Source organism: Paenibacillus sp. A3M_27_13, from assembly GCF_024213315.1.
Classification (GTDB): Bacteria; Bacillota; Bacilli; order Paenibacillales; family Paenibacillaceae; genus Paenibacillus; species Paenibacillus polymyxa_B.
Map to the genome: position 1 here is coordinate 217,013 of NZ_JANAVE010000003.1, position 16,711 is coordinate 233,723.

17 protein-coding genes are annotated in these 16,711 nt (G+C 43.5%); 13 read left to right on the forward strand and 4 right to left on the reverse strand.

Annotation, left to right across the window (positions count from 1 at the left end; genetic code table 11):
- Positions 1–129 precede the first annotated feature (129 nt).
- From NLX82_RS13955 to NLX82_RS13970, 4 genes are all read left to right on the forward strand, one after another.
- On the forward strand, positions 130–939 hold the full coding sequence (locus tag NLX82_RS13955) for a transporter substrate-binding domain-containing protein (RefSeq protein ID WP_023990976.1): 810 nt from the start codon (positions 130–132) through the stop codon (positions 937–939).
- 30 nt (positions 940–969) lie between these two features.
- Positions 970–1,686 (forward strand): amino acid ABC transporter permease, encoded by a 717-nt coding sequence (locus NLX82_RS13960; RefSeq protein ID WP_023990975.1) that lies wholly within the window; start codon positions 970–972, stop codon positions 1,684–1,686.
- A 4-nt stretch (positions 1,687–1,690) separates the two neighbouring features.
- Positions 1,691–2,458 carry an amino acid ABC transporter ATP-binding protein gene (locus tag NLX82_RS13965; protein ID WP_254348340.1) on the forward strand — a complete coding sequence of 256 codons (768 nt, stop codon included), beginning with the start codon at positions 1,691–1,693 and terminating at the stop codon, positions 2,456–2,458.
- Between the two features lie 232 nt (positions 2,459–2,690).
- The gene (locus NLX82_RS13970; protein ID WP_013312613.1) at positions 2,691–3,707 is read left to right on the forward strand and encodes an asparaginase; all 1,017 of its coding nucleotides are present in this window, start codon (positions 2,691–2,693) and stop codon (positions 3,705–3,707) included.
- 46 nt (positions 3,708–3,753) lie between these two features.
- Here NLX82_RS13970 and NLX82_RS13975 read toward each other — a convergent pair whose 3' ends face one another.
- A complete protein-coding gene (locus tag NLX82_RS13975) occupies positions 3,754–4,701 on the reverse strand; it encodes a Gfo/Idh/MocA family protein (protein WP_049828356.1) in 948 nt (315 codons plus the stop codon).
- A 106-nt stretch (positions 4,702–4,807) separates the two neighbouring features.
- On the opposite strand from NLX82_RS13975, the gene NLX82_RS13980 reads away from it, so the two are divergent.
- On the forward strand, positions 4,808–5,773 hold the full coding sequence (locus tag NLX82_RS13980) for a helix-turn-helix transcriptional regulator (RefSeq protein WP_302055830.1): 966 nt from the start codon (positions 4,808–4,810) through the stop codon (positions 5,771–5,773).
- A gap of 42 nt (positions 5,774–5,815) precedes the next feature.
- Here NLX82_RS13980 and NLX82_RS13985 read toward each other — a convergent pair whose 3' ends face one another.
- Positions 5,816–6,061, reverse strand: a complete 246-nt coding sequence (locus NLX82_RS13985) for a DUF6953 family protein (protein WP_013312611.1) — start codon at positions 6,059–6,061, stop codon at positions 5,816–5,818.
- A 213-nt stretch (positions 6,062–6,274) separates the two neighbouring features.
- Here NLX82_RS13985 and NLX82_RS13990 point away from each other — a divergent pair, with 213 nt between their 5' ends.
- On the forward strand, positions 6,275–7,675 hold the full coding sequence (locus NLX82_RS13990) for a helix-turn-helix domain-containing protein (protein WP_302055831.1): 1,401 nt from the start codon (positions 6,275–6,277) through the stop codon (positions 7,673–7,675).
- Between the two features lie 212 nt (positions 7,676–7,887).
- On the opposite strand, the gene NLX82_RS13995 is transcribed toward NLX82_RS13990, so the two are convergent.
- Entirely contained in the window at positions 7,888–9,624 is a 1,737-nt protein-coding gene (locus NLX82_RS13995) for an ABC transporter substrate-binding protein (RefSeq protein WP_053326412.1), read from the reverse strand.
- A 147-nt stretch (positions 9,625–9,771) separates the two neighbouring features.
- Here NLX82_RS13995 and NLX82_RS14000 point away from each other — a divergent pair, with 147 nt between their 5' ends.
- The 3 genes from NLX82_RS14000 to NLX82_RS14010 are packed head-to-tail and all read left to right on the forward strand — an operon-like array spanning position 9,772 to position 12,106.
- Positions 9,772–11,358, forward strand: coding sequence for a DUF4153 domain-containing protein (locus NLX82_RS14000; RefSeq protein ID WP_254348344.1), 1,587 nt, complete (start codon positions 9,772–9,774; stop codon positions 11,356–11,358).
- Positions 11,359–11,371: 13 nt separating this feature from the next.
- A complete protein-coding gene (locus NLX82_RS14005) occupies positions 11,372–11,938 on the forward strand; it encodes a hypothetical protein (protein ID WP_053326410.1) in 567 nt (188 codons plus the stop codon).
- 12 nt (positions 11,939–11,950) lie between these two features.
- Entirely contained in the window at positions 11,951–12,106 is a 156-nt protein-coding gene (locus NLX82_RS14010; protein ID WP_176716881.1) for a hypothetical protein, read from the forward strand.
- A gap of 603 nt (positions 12,107–12,709) precedes the next feature.
- On the opposite strand, the gene NLX82_RS14015 is transcribed toward NLX82_RS14010, so the two are convergent.
- The gene (locus NLX82_RS14015; protein WP_053326407.1) at positions 12,710–12,889 is read right to left on the reverse strand and encodes an aspartyl-phosphate phosphatase Spo0E family protein; all 180 of its coding nucleotides are present in this window, start codon (positions 12,887–12,889) and stop codon (positions 12,710–12,712) included.
- Positions 12,890–13,357: 468 nt separating this feature from the next.
- On the opposite strand from NLX82_RS14015, the gene NLX82_RS14020 reads away from it, so the two are divergent.
- From NLX82_RS14020 to NLX82_RS14040, 4 genes are all read left to right on the forward strand, one after another.
- Positions 13,358–13,897: a hypothetical protein gene (locus tag NLX82_RS14020; protein ID WP_053326406.1), complete on the forward strand. Its 540-nt coding sequence runs from the start codon at positions 13,358–13,360 to the stop codon at positions 13,895–13,897.
- A gap of 166 nt (positions 13,898–14,063) precedes the next feature.
- Positions 14,064–14,585 carry a hypothetical protein gene (locus NLX82_RS14025; protein WP_053326405.1) on the forward strand — a complete coding sequence of 174 codons (522 nt, stop codon included), beginning with the start codon at positions 14,064–14,066 and terminating at the stop codon, positions 14,583–14,585.
- 106 nt (positions 14,586–14,691) lie between these two features.
- The gene (locus NLX82_RS14030; RefSeq protein ID WP_139116778.1) at positions 14,692–15,576 is read left to right on the forward strand and encodes a hypothetical protein; all 885 of its coding nucleotides are present in this window, start codon (positions 14,692–14,694) and stop codon (positions 15,574–15,576) included.
- Between the two features lie 240 nt (positions 15,577–15,816).
- Positions 15,817–16,494, forward strand: a complete 678-nt coding sequence (locus tag NLX82_RS14040; RefSeq protein ID WP_053326403.1) for a hypothetical protein — start codon at positions 15,817–15,819, stop codon at positions 16,492–16,494.
- Positions 16,495–16,711: the final 217 nt, after the last annotated feature.

Below are 16,711 nucleotides of genomic sequence, written 5' to 3' on the forward strand. Positions count from 1 at the left end.
AGGGTCCTTTTTTTGTGCAACATATGGATAAATAATCGAAATGAAATTTACTTGTTGTATTATTTGAATAACCCGTTATAATATAAAATCATAGTAAATTACTTGGATATTAAAAAGGGGATGTCATATATGAAGAAATCTGCTTTGGTGGCAGCGATTGGCCTATCTCTTGTGTTATTAACGGGTGCCTTGAGTGGATGTTCCTCGAAGGATGCGGCATCGGGGGATAAGGTAATCTATGTAGGCACACAAAATGACTACCCTCCGTTTGCTTTTACGAATGAAAAAAACGAGCTGACCGGGTACGATGTGGAAGTAGTCAAGGAGATCGACAAGAAGCTGGACGGCTACAAGTTTGAGTTTGTACCTTCTGGCTGGGACGGAATTTTCATGGCGCTGGAATCGAACAAGATTCAGGTCGTAGCAGATGAAATCGCCAAAAATCCTGAGCGCGAGCAAAAATATTTGTTCTCGGATGAATCCTACTTTCAGGCACAATCCGTCATTGTTGTGAAAAAAGGCAGAACGGATATACACTCTCTCAAGGATTTGGAAGGCAAGAAGGTAGCCGCATCAGTAGGCGATTCCTACACACAATTGCTGGAACAATATAATGCGAAGAATGGGAATAAAATTATTTTGAAATACAATGATACAGGCACTTCGTCCGATAACCTTCAAGACGTACAAAATGGCCGGGTGGACGCTTATGTGAATGATCCAGTCATGACGGCTGCTACGATCAAGAAGGAAGGTTTGCAGGTCGAAGCGATAGGTGATCCTGTGCAAACGGATGATATCAATCTGGTGTTCAAAAAGGATAAGCAGGGCGAAGAGCTGAAAGCTAAAATCGACCCGATTATTAAAGAGTTGAAAACGGACGGAACACTGAAAAAATTGTCTGAACAATGGACAGGTGGGGAATATATCCCGCAGTAACAACAATGTAAAGGATAAAGTGAGGTTCCTATGGAAAAGCTGTTTGACCTTGATTATATGCTGAAAAGCCTTCCCCGGATCGTTGAGTATCTACCCGTTACGCTATGGATTGCATTTTTGTCCATGCTGCTGGGTACGATTATCGGGTTGGCAACGGCGTTAATTCGGATATACAAGGTGCCTGTCTTGGCGCAACTGTCTACGCTGTATGTCTCCTACATCCGGGGAACACCGCTCATTGTGCAGCTGTTTCTTGTATATTATGGAATACCCAAGTTTTTATATTATTTTCAGAGCGAATACGGTTTCTTACAGCAATTAAATATCTACGTGATTCCACCCGAGGTTTTCGCATTGTTGTCATTTTCACTAAATCTCGGGGGTTATCTGTCGGAGACGTTCCGGGCGGCGATTCATTCAGTCGACCGAGGACAATTTGAGGCAGCCAATTCCATCGGCATGAGCCAAACACAAATTATGCTCAAAATTGTATTGCCACAGGCGTTGACGGTGGCTTTGCCCAATCTGGGAAACACGCTGATCAGTACGGTGAAGGATACGTCTTTTATTTTTATGATCGGTGTCGTCGATATGATGGGACAGGCTAAAATTATGGGCGCGCGGGCGTTGGCTTTTTTTGAGGTATATGTTGCGGTGTCTCTGATTTACTGGTTGGTGTGCATTATTATTGAGCGCGGGCTTGTCGTGCTGGAGAAGCGTATTCGAATTTACGAAAGAAGTGAGTAAGAGCATGATTCAGCTTCATCAAATTCATAAGCATTTTGGACAGCATCACGTGTTGAAGGGCATAGACCTGACGGTAGGCAAGGGAGAAGTCGTGGTGATCCTGGGCCCAAGCGGATCGGGGAAGTCCACGTTGCTGCGCAGCATTAATTTTTTGGAGCAGCCGACCAGCGGAGTCATTGAAATTGACGATGTAAAGGTCGATGCCGCCAAGGCGGGAAAAAAGGACATTCTCGGACTACGGATGGCAACGGCAATGGTATTTCAGCAATATCAGTTGTTTAAAAATTTGAATGCACTCCACAATGTGATGATTGGTCTGACCAGTGTGAAAAAGCTGGATCGTAAGCAGGCGAGGGAGATCAGTGAAGGCATTTTGGAAAAGGTCGGGTTAAAGGATCGTATGACCTATTATCCTGCCCAGCTTTCGGGTGGACAGCAGCAGCGAGTTGCGATTGCCCGTGCTTTGGCACTAAATCCGCAGGTGTTGTTGTTCGATGAACCGACATCCTCACTTGATCCTGAACTGGTGGATGAAGTGCTGTCCGTGATCCAAAAGGTGGCGAGTGAAGGCAATACGATGATTATTGTCACGCATGAGCTTGGTTTTGCGAGAGATGTAGCGGATCGGGTTGTGCTGATGGAGCATGGCGTGATCGTGGAGCAGGGACCCGTGGAGCAGTTTTTCACCAATCCGAAGGAAGAACGGACACGGCAGTTTCTGGGCAAAGCGTTGGTACAGAGAGCACCACAGGAGCAGCCTGTATCCCCATAAAAAGTACGTGGATGGGTTATAGGTATGTGCAGCGCTGTAGACTTATTGCACTTATAGTAAAAAGCACGTTAGACAAGTCGCAGGAGGAAGGAAAGCCCGCGCTTGTTTGTCGTGCTTTTTTGGCGCCTCTTATCCCAAATTCTTTTCCATTGCAAAGTAGCTTATCACACTTATTCATGATAAATTCTAAGAACAATACAGTGAAGATGTAATCGGGAAGGAACATTGGCATATGAAAAAGGTTTTGTTCATTAATACCGGAGGGACCATTTCTTCCTCTTATCAGGAAAACGGCCTGACACCGACCCAATCGGCTGAAAATATTTTGGCGGAAATTCCGGAGCTGAAGGAGATTTGCGAGATTGATGCCCATAATCTGATGAGCATTGATAGCACAAATACACAACCAGAGGATTGGGCTTCCATCGCCCGGATGGTACATCGTTCGCTCGATCAGTACGACGGCATTGTCATTGCACACGGTACGGATACGATGGCTTATACGGCTTCAGCCTTGAGTTTCATGCTGGGAACCGTAGACAAACCCGTCGTTGTGACAGGTTCACAGGTTTCCATTTTGGCGGAGCACAGCGATTCCAAAAAAAATGTAATTGACTCATTCCTGACCGCATGTGGCGAGGTGGCTGGGGTTTTTGTCGTGTTTAACGGCAAAATTATCAATGGTAGCCGTAGCTCGAAAATCAGAACACGCAGCTATAACGCCTTTGAGAGTATTAACTATCCGTACATTGGCCTCGTGGAGAACGGTAAGGTGGTCTATACGGAGGGCGTATTTGCAAATCGCAGTACCGTTCGTCATCCATACAACGACGGGTATGCTTCCGAAGTATTTCTGCTCAGGCTGATTCCGGGTACGAATCCGGCGATTTTCGATGCCATTCAGGGCTTGGGCTATAAAGGTATCGTCATTGAGGGCTTTGGTATGGGTGGCGTCCCTTTTAAAGAAAGAAGCCTGATCAGTAAAATCGAGGAACTGATGAAGGACGGTATGAGTATTGTCGTGACTACTCAATGTCCTTATGAGGGCGGGGATTTGACGATTTACGAAGTGGGGCAAAAGGTACTGGAGAAGGGTGTTATTCCGGGGTATGACATGACAACGGAAGCGCTGGTGACGAAAATGATGTGGGCGTTGGGGCAGACGACCGATCCGGCCGGGGTAGCCAAGATTATGGCAACGAACTACGCGGACGAAGTTTCCCTGCCTGCGGATACAGCTTCCTTATAGGAAGCTGATTTCCGTAGATAAGAACAGGCATAAGAAAAAATACGGGTTAACGCTGGCCTTGCCCCAGTCTGCTTTTAATCTCAATAGCCACTTTCAGCGCTTGTACAGCCGATTCCAGTGGAATCAGGCTTTCCGAATGTCCACCAAAGCATTCAAGTGCATGATCCAAACTTTTTTCGTATGGATTGGCAGATTCGAGGTTGATTTTTTGCTGTCCTGATGCGGTATACTCATATAATGCGGTAGGTATAAGATCGTTTTCGTCGCTTTCATGAAATACCAGCTTGGCCTTTTCGAAATAAGCTTCATAGGCCACTGTGAAGGGGTAGCTTCCCGGCATATGGGATGAAGCGATGACTTCTGTGAATGTATCCCGATGCTGAAAGTAAGCACGAACCTGTGCTTGTTCAGGATGGGTAACTTCTGTACCCCAGACTGTACATGGGTCACAGGGGCCCAATAGCCAAGTCAATAAATCCAGTTCATGAATCATGAACTGAGTAGGGATGGAGCTTAGTCCAAGATCTCCCCACAGGGGAGGCGTTTCTCTTTTCAAAGATAAGGAAATGAGCTTTCCGTACTTCTGTTGGCGGTATGCCTCATACAGATAGGTATAGGCGGGATCAAACTTAATGAACTGGTTGACCAGAATCTTTTTGCCATATTGCTCCGCAGCTTGTTGCATAAGAAGAGCGTCTTCGAGATTAAAGCAAACGGGTGTTTCACAAAATACATGCTTACCGTGCTTTAGCGCATCCACAGCATATGACCTATGCAGGTGGGAGGGCAGGCATAGATCGACGATATCCACGTCTGGATCCAGCAGAATATCCTCTATATTTTGTGTGACTTCTACGTTTAGCTCCTCTTTCAGCTTTTGCAGCTTGGTTTCGTTCCTTCCAAATACCATGATTCTGTTTACCTTGGGATGGTTGTTTAACAATGAGGCATGATATGCGCCGAATCCCGTCCCCAATATTCCAATATTCATCATCCATTACACCCCTTTACTTCTATGATACACACCTATTGCTGCCAACAGGGTGTCAACAATCTTTGCATCATCTTTTCAATTCGGGTTAACCATCTATTGTGGAGGTATGATTGTGAGACTGCATCGTTTAATCGCGATTTTATTATGTATCGAATCTAGAGGGAGAATGAAGGCCAAGGAATTGGCGTTGGCACTGGAAACCTCTGTACGCTCCATTTACAGGGATATCGACCTCCTGGCTGAAGCCGGCGTTCCGATTGTTACCGCATCCGGACCGAAGGGCGGAATTTATTTAATGGAGGGTTATACGGCGAACCTGAAACAGTTGAATGGCGGGGATGTCATTCAGTTGTATTTAACAGGGATGGGCATTTATACAGGCGGGCCCACCGAATCGGGTTTGAAGTTAAAGAATGCTCTGCTCAAACTGGAACAGACGATGCCAGACCCGTATCAGTCCGATATTAAGAAAGCCAAAGCGCGGTTTTATTTTGATGATACGCCGTGGTGGACGGAACGTATAGCCATTCCTTGTCTTGAGGCCGTGAGAGCTGCAGTGTGGGGGTCCCATAAAATAACCATTCAATATGAGAAGGCTGACGGAATCTGTTCTTCCCGTCATGTGCATCCCTATGGACTTGTGGTGAAAAAAGGAGATTGGTATCTCATTGCCTTCTGTGAAGTTGGGCAGGAGATTCGGACCTTTAAGTGTGAGCGAATCAAGGAGGTTCAGCCGTCTGCGGAAGTGTTTGAGGTTCCGGTGGATTTTTCGCTGGAACATCATTGGATGAGGCAAGAAACCGCGTTTAAGCAGCTTTGTACAGAGAAAGAATACTATCCCGTTCTGATCCGAACGAATAAGAAGCAAGCGGGAATTATAGCGAAAAGAATGGAAATCATCCAGTCTGTACAGGAAGGCAGTCATTTCATTCTAACGGTCAACATGTATAGTTATGAAGCGGCTTGTCGCGATGCTATGGATTGGATCGGTAGGGTTGAAGTTGTGGAGCCTGTAGCACTCCGACAGTTTGTGAAGGAAGAAATTAACCGACTCCAGAGGATATATGGATAAATGATTAAAAAAACACCTGCCTAGGGCAGATGCTTTTGCTTGTTAAGTCCAGGCCCAGAGAAATCCGTCACGATCCCAGGCAATTCTACCACCATGAAGCTTGCGGAATGCTTTTTTGATTTCTTTTTCCAGAGATACATGACCATGCTCGCTTATAAACACATACTGCTCTCCATACTCAGAGCGTACATATGCAATTGCATCTTCTTGTTTCAGGGTGCCCACTTCACGGATCTGCGCGACCATCCATTGTGCAATCTCTTGTTCTGTTGTAGGGGTGTTGTCCATTTGTCGTATCCTTTCCTGCGTACCGATTGGGTGTAGCTGTTCGGCTCACCTCCCCGTAGTATACGGCAATTCGGAGAATTATTGAATTTTCTGATATAAATTTACTTGAGCGGTTGGCTAAGTGGGCTTTCTTTTGTATAATTAAGGGAATATTCACGGGAATTTTCTTTTTTTGTATTGTAATCATGCAAGTAATCCCTGGGGGTGCCTGATTTGAAGGAAACAACCACAATTCGCGCAGAGCTGGAGCAGTACATCAGACGAGAAGGAATTACGATTAGTAAGTTTGGGGAGAACACAGGTATTAATGCAGGAACGATCAGTGCCATTATTAACGGTAATCGTCCGATTGCGATGCTGCTGTTGGATCGGATTGGTGAAGGCATGGGGCTTGAAGAAGGGAGCCTCTATGAGTTATACATTGATGAATTTATACGGAATACGGCACCGAATTGGCGACGGGTTCGCCCCTTTTTGCATCGCTGTGCAGAGCTGAACAAACTGGATTGTATTAAGCAAGTCGTGGAGTTTATGATGGACTATCTCATATACGCCCCAGCTTTGTTTGAGACAGCAGAAGAATTATTCAGTGAAGGTAAGTTCGAGGCTGCGGCAATTATTTATAAAAATGTTTCGGAAAGTGAAAAGTACCAACATTCAGAGCGTCTGGCGCTCTGCCAATACCGTTTATTTACGATTGCCGTTGGCGATGACCAGGACGAAAACTTATGGGCAGCCACACATTTCGAAAGCTTTGTGGACCGACTGGGTGAAGCAGACCAACTGGATGCCTTAAGAGACTTGGCCAATACCTATGCCTCCTTGCGGCGTTGGGATAAAGTAGAATGGTTTGCTGAAAAAATGGCTCAAAAAGCCAAGGTACAATACGAGCAAAAATACGGAAATACCAGAAGATCGGAGCGTGGCAAGGAACCTAAGGGTCCTTTGTTTATGTATATTGTATACTCTTATGTGCTGCGCGCCGGGGTGTGGGATGAGCGCGGGGATTACCAAAAAGCGCTGGAATTTGTATCCCTATACTCTGATTTGAGCTGGGTGCAAGAGGATACGGAAGAAGCTCAGCGTTTGAAGGCCCTTTGTAGCAACTGGGCTGAGGCCAACGGGTATTTATATCAATTGATGTCCGGCAGCCTGGATGTGATTCCACAGTATGTAGATTATTTGGAAAAAAACGAAGGTGAAATTCTGGTGGGGCTACATAAAATTATGGTAGCGGCCAACCGTTATGATTTTAATGTAGATCATGTACTGCAGCGCTTTGAAAAACAAATTGAGGCATTTTCAGATCAGCATGTCAAGGTAGGGACCTATACGGAGCAAATGTCAGCAGATCTCTATGCACGATTTTTGGCAGAGATGGCTTGTTATGATCTCAACAAACATCGTTATTCCAAAGGTATGAAATTCCTGCTCGAGAGCCTTTCCTATTCCGTCGTGCTGAATGGTAATCCTGTCACAATCAAATGTGTAGGATTATTTGAAAAGTTTCGGCATACTGCCACTTCTGAGGACAAAGAGGAATATAAAAACTTACTTGGAGAGGTAGAGTACATCCATGATAAAAAAGATCGTTTTTTCTCTGCTCGCATTTAATGTTTTTGTCCTATTGAATTTTTCACCCGTTCCCCCCCCTATGGAAGATCCTAGCGACATCCACAGTCATGGGCTGGGGGGATGGGCTTTTTCATCCCTTGATACATCTACCTGAAAAGGTCTAGATTGTCGTAACCCAAAAGGTATCCTCTTATGAAGAAGAGGATACCTTTTTTTGATGTGGAAGTGCATTTGAAGGAGCACTTTTGCCGTCAAGAGTGGGGAGTTGGAAGTTGAGCAGGCGGAAACCAGACATGACGCAGATCCACCCAGCCCTGACTGTTAAAAGATACACCGCGCACAGAAGGAAGATAGGCCGTCTGAACGGGCTTTTCATATAAAATATGCAGCTGGTGCTCATCCATGAGCCGAGTTTCGATATGTTCAAATTGCTGCGCCCTAACAGTATGATCGGCCTCCCGTGCAATTTCACGCAGCAGTCTTTCGATATCCACACGGCTATGAGGCTCCACATGCCCAGATACATTGAGATACAAGTCAAACAGGCGTAATTGCTCATCACGGTCACGAAAGAGAGAAAAGATGATTAAGTCTGACTCCATACGGATAGATGAGCTTTTGAATTCATTCATAGATGCGGCCACGATGTTACAGGTATACCCACAGGATTCGAGCTGAGCCGCAACCCGGTCTGCGTCCGCTTTATACTCGGGAATGGTAGCAATTTGTAGTGCCGCCAGTGGTTCATAAGAATCGTTAGATGAATCCACTGCTGGAGGAAGGGAGCGATGATCCAGACATGCTACAATGCGGGCACGTATTTCTGGGTTGCGCAACGGTCCATCCTTGTGTGTATTACATGTGATAAATTTGCGTACCGAAGCCGCCGAGTGAATCTGGCTCCATGCGGTATCCGTATCTCCCGCTGATACGGGATTATGGATAATGTGAAAAGAAGAAGCGGTGTCTTCCGTATCCGACGATTCCAGCTTAGTCGCCCACGGGAGTTGGACAATTTCCACTCGGTCCAGATGAGCCCGGCCTTGAAAATAAGGTGCGAAAGCCTCCAGTGTACACAGGCTTTCGTTCATTTCCGTGACTTTGAATGCCCCTGTACCGATAGGGCGGATGCCAAAGGCGGCCTCACCCACCTGATTAAGCTCACGCGGCACAATCGCAGCCCGGCTGGTACACAGGAAGGATAGAAATAGCTCGTTCGGCTCTTTTAGTACGAAGCGTACCATCGTCGGGCTCAACGCCTGGACGTGCTGAATTTGCCGGACGATAAAATGATAAAGTCGCCTTCCCGGCGCCCGACTCAGTCGCTCAAAGGTATAGACGACGTCTTCAGCGGTCAGTATTTTTCCGTTATGAAACAGCACTTCTTTACGTAGGAAAAAGGTCCACTGTGTACGAGTGGCGTCCACCTCCCAAGCGTGCGCCAATCCCGGCAAAATCTCACCGCTTTCGTTCGCCCGGCGGGCCAGGCCATCAAAGACGTGGCTGGATACGAAGGACTCGGCGAGCCAGTTCAAGTACAACGGGTCCAGCGTATAGAGTTGCTGGCGAATAGGCAGACGCAGCGTGTCGATCTGCTGCTGATCACTGCGCACCTCCGCGTGATGCCCAAAATAATTTAGCAGCCAGCCTTGCAAATGCTCCTGCATGGTGGAGGAGCGTGAATGAACTCGGATCTCATCCAGCGCGCGTTTGATATCATGGCGGTCTATGGCTTGCATCATGGATTGCACGGCAATGTCTTCCGGCTGAATGAGGAAGCGCAGACTGGAGCGGCGGCCTCTGCCTCGGCGGGGAGTCCATTGTATCCAGTCGTGCTGCTCCATTTTCTGAATGATCATCAAGGCGTTGCGGTGAGTACAGTCAAAAATAGCCGCCAGCTCATCCAGCGTCGTCTCTATGGTATGGTTTTCGTCCTTGTCGTCAGCTGCGTGTGAGTGAAGCCGTAAAAATTGGGCATGGAGTTTCATTCAAGGTTGCTCCGTTTCCCCTATATTTGATTAAAAGCGTAGCCACTTTTATAAAATAGGAAATTTTGTTTGAATTAATTTCTCTTTATCTTCTTATTTTATCATCTACAATAAGGGTTATAAAGCATATTTGTGGAGGTATTTACCATGCATGACAAGATGAATGGAACGTCTTTGCCGAAAACGTCGTTTCTGTCCGCCTTTGCTGGCGCAATTGTGTTGGCGCTGGTTCATCAATATCTGTTTTACGGACATGGGCTGGGCGTGTCTATGCCAATTTTTGTTATTGTGTTTTACGCCTATATGTATGCCTTTAATCGAGATCGTTTCCAGTTAGGATCATGGATAGGGCGTTTACTGTTTGTGATCATTTTCATGCTGGCATTGACATATGCGCTGTTCAATAATCCGGTCCTATATGTGTTAAATGCGCTGGCGATATCTGCTCTGATTAGCGTACATATGGTGCTGCTGTTTGGGGAGAAAAGGCATGGCTGGTCGGAACCCGGTATTATTGGTCAGGCGTTAAGCCATTGGTTTTATCAAAACTTTCGTCATATCGTGACCCCGTTTCGGATGGTTAAGACAGTAGCCCTTCGGAATGTGAAGGATGAGCGTAAGCGTGTATTGGGCAAAGTGATAATCGGTTTGCTTATTGCCTTGCCGCTACTGTTCATCATCATATCTTTGCTGGCTTCGGCAGATGGGATGTTCGAAAAGCTGTTATCTGGTATACCCGATTGGATCGGCACACTGTCCTTTGGGAGTGGCATGCTGCGGCTGATCTGGACCTGCTTTTTCACCTTCTGTTTCTTCTGCTACTTGTGGGGATTTGTACAGCCTGCTCCGCGTAATACGCAAAGAGAGACTCAATCATGGCACGGGTTAAATGAGCGCACGAATGGTCCAACCACCGAGTACGATGGTCATTCTTCAGTGATGATTGACCGACCAACGGTGCCTTACCACGAGCCGGTCGCGATCAAGTTTGATCCTGTAATTACCGCTACGGTGCTGATTGTCATGAATTTGGTGTATGTTGTGTTCGTTGTGTTGCAGTTCGGATATCTGTTTGGTGCATGGGAAGGTGCTCTGCCCGAAGGAACCTCGTATGCTGAATATGCGAGAAGAGGATTCGGGGAGCTGGTTATGGTAACAGGTATCAACTTTGTGCTGATGATCAGTGTATTGAAGTGGACTGAATTTGGCTCAGGTATAGTGCAAAAAATGAACAGCGGCCTGCTGTACATACTCGTGGGTTGTTCGGGTGTGATGCTGTACTCGGGATATACCCGGCTGGTTATGTACGAAGAAGCATACGGCTATACGTACACCCGCTATTTGGTACACGCGTTTATGATTTTTCTGGGCTTGCTACTGCTTATTGCAGCTGTGCGCATTCATTTCCGTCAACTGCCGTTGGCGAAATATTATATTGTACTCGCTCTGGTCGCCTATGTCGTCGTGAACTATGTGGGCATTGATATACGGATTGCTGAAAATAATCTCGAACGGTATCGTACGACATCGGTGATAGATAAGGAATATTTGAGTGAGCTATCGGCAGACGCGATTCCGCTGCTGATTGACTTTAGTCGTAAGGAACATGGATCACTAGATGAGTTTTTACAAGCCCGTTTGACGAGCATGACGAGAGAAGAATCGGCTTGGCCTGAATTCAATTGGGCAAAGTATCGAGCGCAACGGGAATTGCACGACTATATTTTGGAATGAGAGGTGTTTGGGAATGATCGGAACAGATGCATTACAGGGTATGGTATTGGAGCTACAGGATGAGATGTCACAGTATCAGCATCAGTTTGGGGTAAGACGAAACCATTTTCTCGCGGAGGCTATGTCTTACGGAATGAGTGAGGAGGAAGCTCGGTCTTATGCTATCCAGAGTATCGGTCCGGTCGTTCCCGTCGCCTATATGCCTACGTTGGCCCCCGGCAAAACCCGACCGCTCAGTCCAATGTTGGCAGCGCGGTACCGATATGCGGGGGATTGGAAGGACATCGACGAGCATCTGCTCCTACCAGATGAAGTGCTGCGGATCGCAGGTACAGAGCAGTTCCGCAGCTGGATCAGCGATATGCGGAATTACTGGGTGGAATCGGCTCCATACCGATTCGGGGATGATCGTCTTTCGCTGCTGTCGGTTGCGAGCGAGGAAGAGGGTCACTTTTCCATGCTCGTCTGGAAGGAGCCTGGTGAAGAGCCTGAAGTATGGACGTATGCTTTGCAGCATGAATACCGATTCAGTCATCTGCTCCATTGGTTCAAGTGGCTGAACGGGCGCAGTGAAGAATGAGAGGTACAGATGATGAAAAAGAATCGTAATTGGGTCGTGCTATTTATCGGCATCGCTCTGATGATGGGGGCAGCAGACTATTTAACACAAGCTAAGCCTACGACTCCTCCTGAGCTTATCGTTCCAACCGTAATCAGTGAGGAAAGCCTTCAGTTAAGTGATGATTAGGTTTTTTCTTCTGCCCGCTCGTATCGTTGGATATTCGGGAGGGAGTCTTGCTTATTAAGGCAAAAAGCATGAACGTACCCATGATTCTCCTTTAACGCGTAACTGTGCGCTTTGCTGGGAGGTTTTCCCCGGCAAGGCGCTTTATATTTTCTCCATGTTGAACACGGTCCTTTTTCCGGTTCTTGCCATGTCATGATAAATATTTCCTTATTTAAGGCATTTATGCCTATTTTTGAGCTACTGATATTTTTGAAATAAGGAGGTTGTTTCTTGGATCGCGTAGGAATGGTCAGAGACTTGGATAGCTTAGGTCGGATTGTCATCCCCGTGGATATAAGAAAGCGTCTTGGGATTGGCAAGCATACAGCCATGGAGTTTTGGATGACGGAGAGTGGTTTGATCATGCGACAATGCACGGGGAAAGTTTGTACCTTATGTGGCGAACTTCAACATCTTACATACTTTAAGAATGCTTGGATCTGTATTTGCTGTATGAATGAACTCAAAAATAAACGATAAAGCTGGCAATCGGATTATTTGGCATGTATGTTACAATAAAAGGGCGAGTGACCCACCACAAGTTTCTCGCCCGGTCGATTGCCTTCAAGCAATCGGCTTTTTTAATTTTGCATAGTATATCCGATTATATTGATTAATCAGTTCGTCCAAGACCATAGATTGACGGAGTACATAGATATGCTCTAGTCCATACTTCGCTTGCAAATCATAGAGCCGCTGTCGATTTTTCTCCAATCGTTGTTGCAAAGTTTCTCCACTTCCCATCATACACCCCTCCTTAGGTGATACTTATTTTAGGATGTCATGTGTATTTATGGGAAAAGTGAAAGTACATGAGGAATATCTTTTCTAGAAAACAAAAAAACGGCTCGTCTAACTCTGATTATTTGATTGATAAAGTCAATGTAAAAAGGAATTATGCTCTCATAAAGTTTTTTTTTGTGAATATTTCTAAAGAAATTAATACTGTTTTGAAACTTGGAATCTGTACGGATTCCAACATTATAAGATTCCTACCATTTCAAGCGTAAAGCAAGGTAAGTGAATGGGTATCAACAAATGATAGTGTATTAGAAATATGGGATTTTATTTGGTTTATATTGGTATATGTATAGTCTTCTAGTTAATGACAACATGGATTTTTTTCACTATAATATGGATAAATAAGTTGATGGATTACATAAATAGAAATCTACATCTTGCACTTCGAATTTAGATATTAGGGAGGCAAAAATGCATAAAGGCAAATGGAAAATTGTTTTTATTCTAATCAGTATAGTTCTCATTGTTGTAGTTTCAAATTACTTCACAAGAGATAAATACACCGCCATTAATGAGGATAGAATTAAAAAAGTTTCAGGTAAAGAAGAGTTTGAGTTACTGAACTACAAAATAGTAAATAATGTAGACAAGCCATTTTCTCTAATAGCTTACAAAGATCATAAGCGTATCGGAGTCGGAATGTTAACTATAGTAAATGGACAAGAGGAATTTGTAAGAGAATTAGAGATTCAGGAAGATAAAAAGCAGGTAGTGCAAACCATTGGACGAAAAAGAGGCTCTCCGTATTTGGCGCTTTTTATTAACAGTGAGGAAATTCTTATGTATGGCAAAACTATATCTATTACCTTTCCAAATCAGCGTACACAGACAAAAAAAATGGATGTTAAAGAAACAGTATATATCTTCATAAGTGATAGTTCTGATACACGTTTTAAACCAACTGAAGTAGATATTCGAGATGGTCAAGGTAAAGTGATTTATAAAAAATAATGAAGTGAGACTGTATAGTGTTTTATACATATATTTATTACTAATAAAAACAACTTTTTATATTTAATTGTTAGGTATCCTATCTGTTCTGGTATGCAAACTCAATTACACTATGAGTTGTAAGGAGTTTTGTATAAATAAGCTCACAAAAAGGAGAAAAAAGACTATGAAGAAGAGAGTTTTATTGGGAACGCTGGCTTTAACATTTATGTTTTCTGCTTCCGCCTTTGCCACTGAAGTATCGGAAAAAGACTCAGAATCTGTAAAAAGTTATTCCTACACTAATGAAGACAATTTTATAGTTAAAGTGCAGGAAAAAACTTTTACACCTTTGTCAGACGGAAGTGGGATTACTTTGGCCGCTTCTCCTGATTGGACATGCAGCACAAAATTAGGAAAAGCTTTTAAATTTCCTGTTCCTCAGGCACAGCTATTTTCAACAGGAGAAACAAGATCTTCGTTTGTTGCTAGTAAACTTGGCGTAGTGACTCGTTTATATCACAATGGAGGGATATTAGCGACTGCTTCTGACACACAATCGAATACTAATCTTGCTGCTGCTACAGCATGGCAAGGTACAATGATTTTGCCGAGCTATGATGCTTATGGTTATTCTAATCACTCATTTGAAAGTAAAGGCTATAGTAGTTGGTATCCAGAGACTAGAGAAGATTATAACGGTTGGTAGTTATCGCTAATTACTCTTAAATATAGAAAAAAAGGCAGGAACCAATTTCCTGTCTTCTTTTTCAAAAAATAGGATGTGGATAAAACTGAAAAAGTTATGTATATTTTTGTTATTTATATTGTTTGTAGGCTGTAGCAACGATACAAATTCAAGTATCGAGCAGAACATAGTACCCAATGAAAAGAGGGCGCAGGGCTATTCCTTAGGTCTTTACAATAGCAATTCTACCATAGAAGCCGAGCGTTCATTTGATATAAAAGATGAAATTTTTGAAAAAAATATTATATTTACGAACAAGACTAATCAGGACAGGGTATTTATATTGCTTGTCTTTGATAATGGAAAGCAAAGAAACTTTAAAATACATGATAATGATATGCGGTACTTTCGCTTTACTTTAGCTAAAAATCAAAGTGAGACAATTCCTGTGAAAATAGAAGGTATCACAGACGGATTCCATGCGACAAATTTTATCATTCTCAAAAATCCTGATGAAGTTGTGACAGATAGCAACACATTAGCAAAGGCCGATTCTCTATCTCAAACATATAATATTCGAGTAAATTTGTTTAAGAATTTGGATAAAATTCCTATGGAGCGGCCTCAACAAGTGAATAGTGAAAAATTAAAAGAAGCGCGTATAGATGGTATTTTTGTAGGTAAGCAAGGTGATGCTTATAAAGCCTTGTTACAAACGGAGGATGATAATCTAAGATTCAACGTTCTGTACGGCAACTTATCGGAGGAGTCAATTGATTTTTATATTGTATCGCTAGTCGATTGGGAGCAAGTAAATATAAATAGCAATCAAAATATTTATGATAAACTCGCTAAAGGAGAGAACAAAAAAATCACTGTATCTATAGACAATAAGAAGAATGGAAAAGTCATGATTTTATTCATGCTGACTAATCCATTTTCGCCCTTGCCTGATGATAATCCTTATACAGCAAGTCCTAATGCAAGTTTTAAAGTTAAGCTGATAGATTAATTTTTTGAGCTACTGCTTTTTTTGTTTTCGCCCAGTCGATTGCTTGAAGGCATTCGGCTTTTTTAATTTTGCGTAGTATACCCGATTATATTGATTAATCGCTCATGCTCTTGGGTTGGAACATAATACAAGTAATGATGTAATGTACGCGTATGTTACGTCCATAACAATGCTCAGCGCTAATGATAAAGCTTCATACGATCTTGCTTATAAAAGATACTAATTAAGGAGGTACAACCAATGAGAACTAGCATGAAGAAAATATTTATGTTCCTGTCCCTTTTCGCAATGATTGCCATGCTGGCTTCCGGTTGCTCCAATAGTAATGTAGACAAGAATATAACGAAGGCTGGCGAGGTTCCGACCAGTTATTTACATGCTTCATTTGATATAAATGTAGATAACCCTAAAGAGGTTGTAGGTTTTGCAGATTATGTATTTGTAGGATTTGTAGAAGAAATGACTGGAACTGATTATAAATTTCCTGTAACGAAAGAAACGGAAGATGGACCAAAAGAATTGAAAAGTCCCTATACGAATTATTCCATTAAAGTGCTTGATAATATAAAAGGTAATCTAAAGAAAGATGTTTCCATTCCTCTTCAAAAGTCCGGGGGATTGAGTGAAGATAAGAGCACATATTTCTTATTTGAAGATGATTCCCTACCACAAAAAGGAAAGGTGTATGTGTTTACTGCGACCGCAGAGCAGGATGGTTCTTTACTAGTATCAGGACCTAATTCTAACATAGAGGTAAAAACAGATTTTTTTTCGAAAAATAGTATCCAGAAGCTTAGTGAAGAGAGCATTGCTAATGAACTAGCCAAAACAGAGGAGTATAAAACGTATCAAGATGCTTATAAAAACGAGATTGTTAAAGATCGAAAAAGATTTACATCCAAGTATGAAGCTTCTTAATATGAGCATTATGCATAAATTCCCAGAGGAAATCGGATGAGGGGAAACTCTGAATAACAATTTCTGATATAGATTCTTGTAAAGCATATCCCAGTGGTGAGGTACTCTGCTTGAGCTTATCAACTGGAAAAAGGACAAGATTGTGTTTCACATAGGTAAGGAGGATTTACACGAAGTATTTGTCTTTAATCAAACGCTTAACATGGATGCTGATCAA